Below are 1174 nucleotides of genomic sequence, written 5' to 3'. Positions count from 1 at the left end.
GGTGTTGGGGCGGGATTTGGGTTTTTGGCGGGAGCGGTTGGCTGGTTTGTCGGTGTTGGAGTTGCCGACTGATCGGCCTCGTCCGGTGGTGCGTTCGTCTGCTGGTGCGTTGGTGCGTGGGGTGGTGCCGGCGGTGGTGGTGGATGGGTTGCGTGGTTTGTGTCGTGGTGGTGGGGCGACGTTGTTTGTGGGTTTGGTGGCTGCGGTGCAGGTGGTGTTGTCGCGGTGGTCGGGTTCGTTGGATGTGGGGGTGGCGACGGTTTCGGCTGGTCGTGATCGTGCTGAGTTGGAGAATGTGGTCGGGTTTTTCGTTAATACGTTGGTGTTGCGTTCTCGGATTGATCCGGGTGTGTCGTTTAGGGATTTGTTGGGTGGGGTTCGGGAGACGGTGTTGGAGGCGTTCGCGCATCAGCGGGTGCCTTTTGAGCGTGTGGTTGACGAGGTTGTGCCGGTTCGGGATCCGGCTCGGTTGCCGTTGGCGCCGGTGATGGTGGTGTTGCAGGGTGCGGGGGTTGGGGTTCCGGAGCTTGTGGGGTTGGAGGTGGAGGAGTATGCGTTGCCGTGTGTGGCGGCGCAGTTCGAGGTGACGTTCGAGTTTACTGAGCGGTCTGATGGTTCGTTGGGGTTGATCGCTGAGTACAACACGGATTTGTTTGATGAGGCGACGGTGCAGCGGATGGTCGGCCATGTGGGGGCCTTGCTGTCGGGGGTGGTCGCTGATCCCGACGGTGCGTTGGCGTCGGTGTCGATGCTGACTACGGCCGAACACGCCCAGTTGGACGCCTACAACAACACGACGGCCGCCTATTTCGCGGATCGGCCGGTCCACGAAATGTTCACCGTCCAGGCCAACACCACCCCGCAGGCGGTCGCGGTCATCGACGGGGACGTCCAGCTCACCTTCGCGCAACTGGAGACCCGCGCGAACCAACTGGCCCACCACCTCATCCAGCAGGGTGCGACGGTTGGGGTTCCGGTCGCGGTCTGCCTGCCCCGGGGCTGGCAGATGGTCACCGCCATGCTCGCCGTCCTCAAGACCGGCGGCGTCTACGTCCCCCTCGACCCCGCATACCCGGCCGACCGGGTCGCTTTCATGCTCGCCGACACCAACGCACCCCTACTGGTCACCACCACCAGCCACGCAATACCCGAACACACCGGCACCACCATCCAC

The 1174-nt window shown here is 63.6% G+C and carries 1 protein-coding gene; it reads left to right on the top strand.

Going from position 1 to position 1174, the window contains the following annotated elements; translation table 11 throughout:
• Position 1: 1 nt before the first annotated feature.
• Positions 2-1174 (top strand): condensation domain-containing protein (locus ACFFIA_RS42440; protein ID WP_377262988.1); only part of this gene is annotated, 1173 nt, incomplete at its 3' end.

This window comes from Phytohabitans kaempferiae (assembly GCF_042433955.1).
Taxonomy (GTDB): Bacteria; Actinomycetota; Actinomycetes; order Mycobacteriales; family Micromonosporaceae; genus Phytohabitans; species Phytohabitans kaempferiae.
This window is presented reverse-complemented; position numbering and strand designations above follow the sequence as displayed.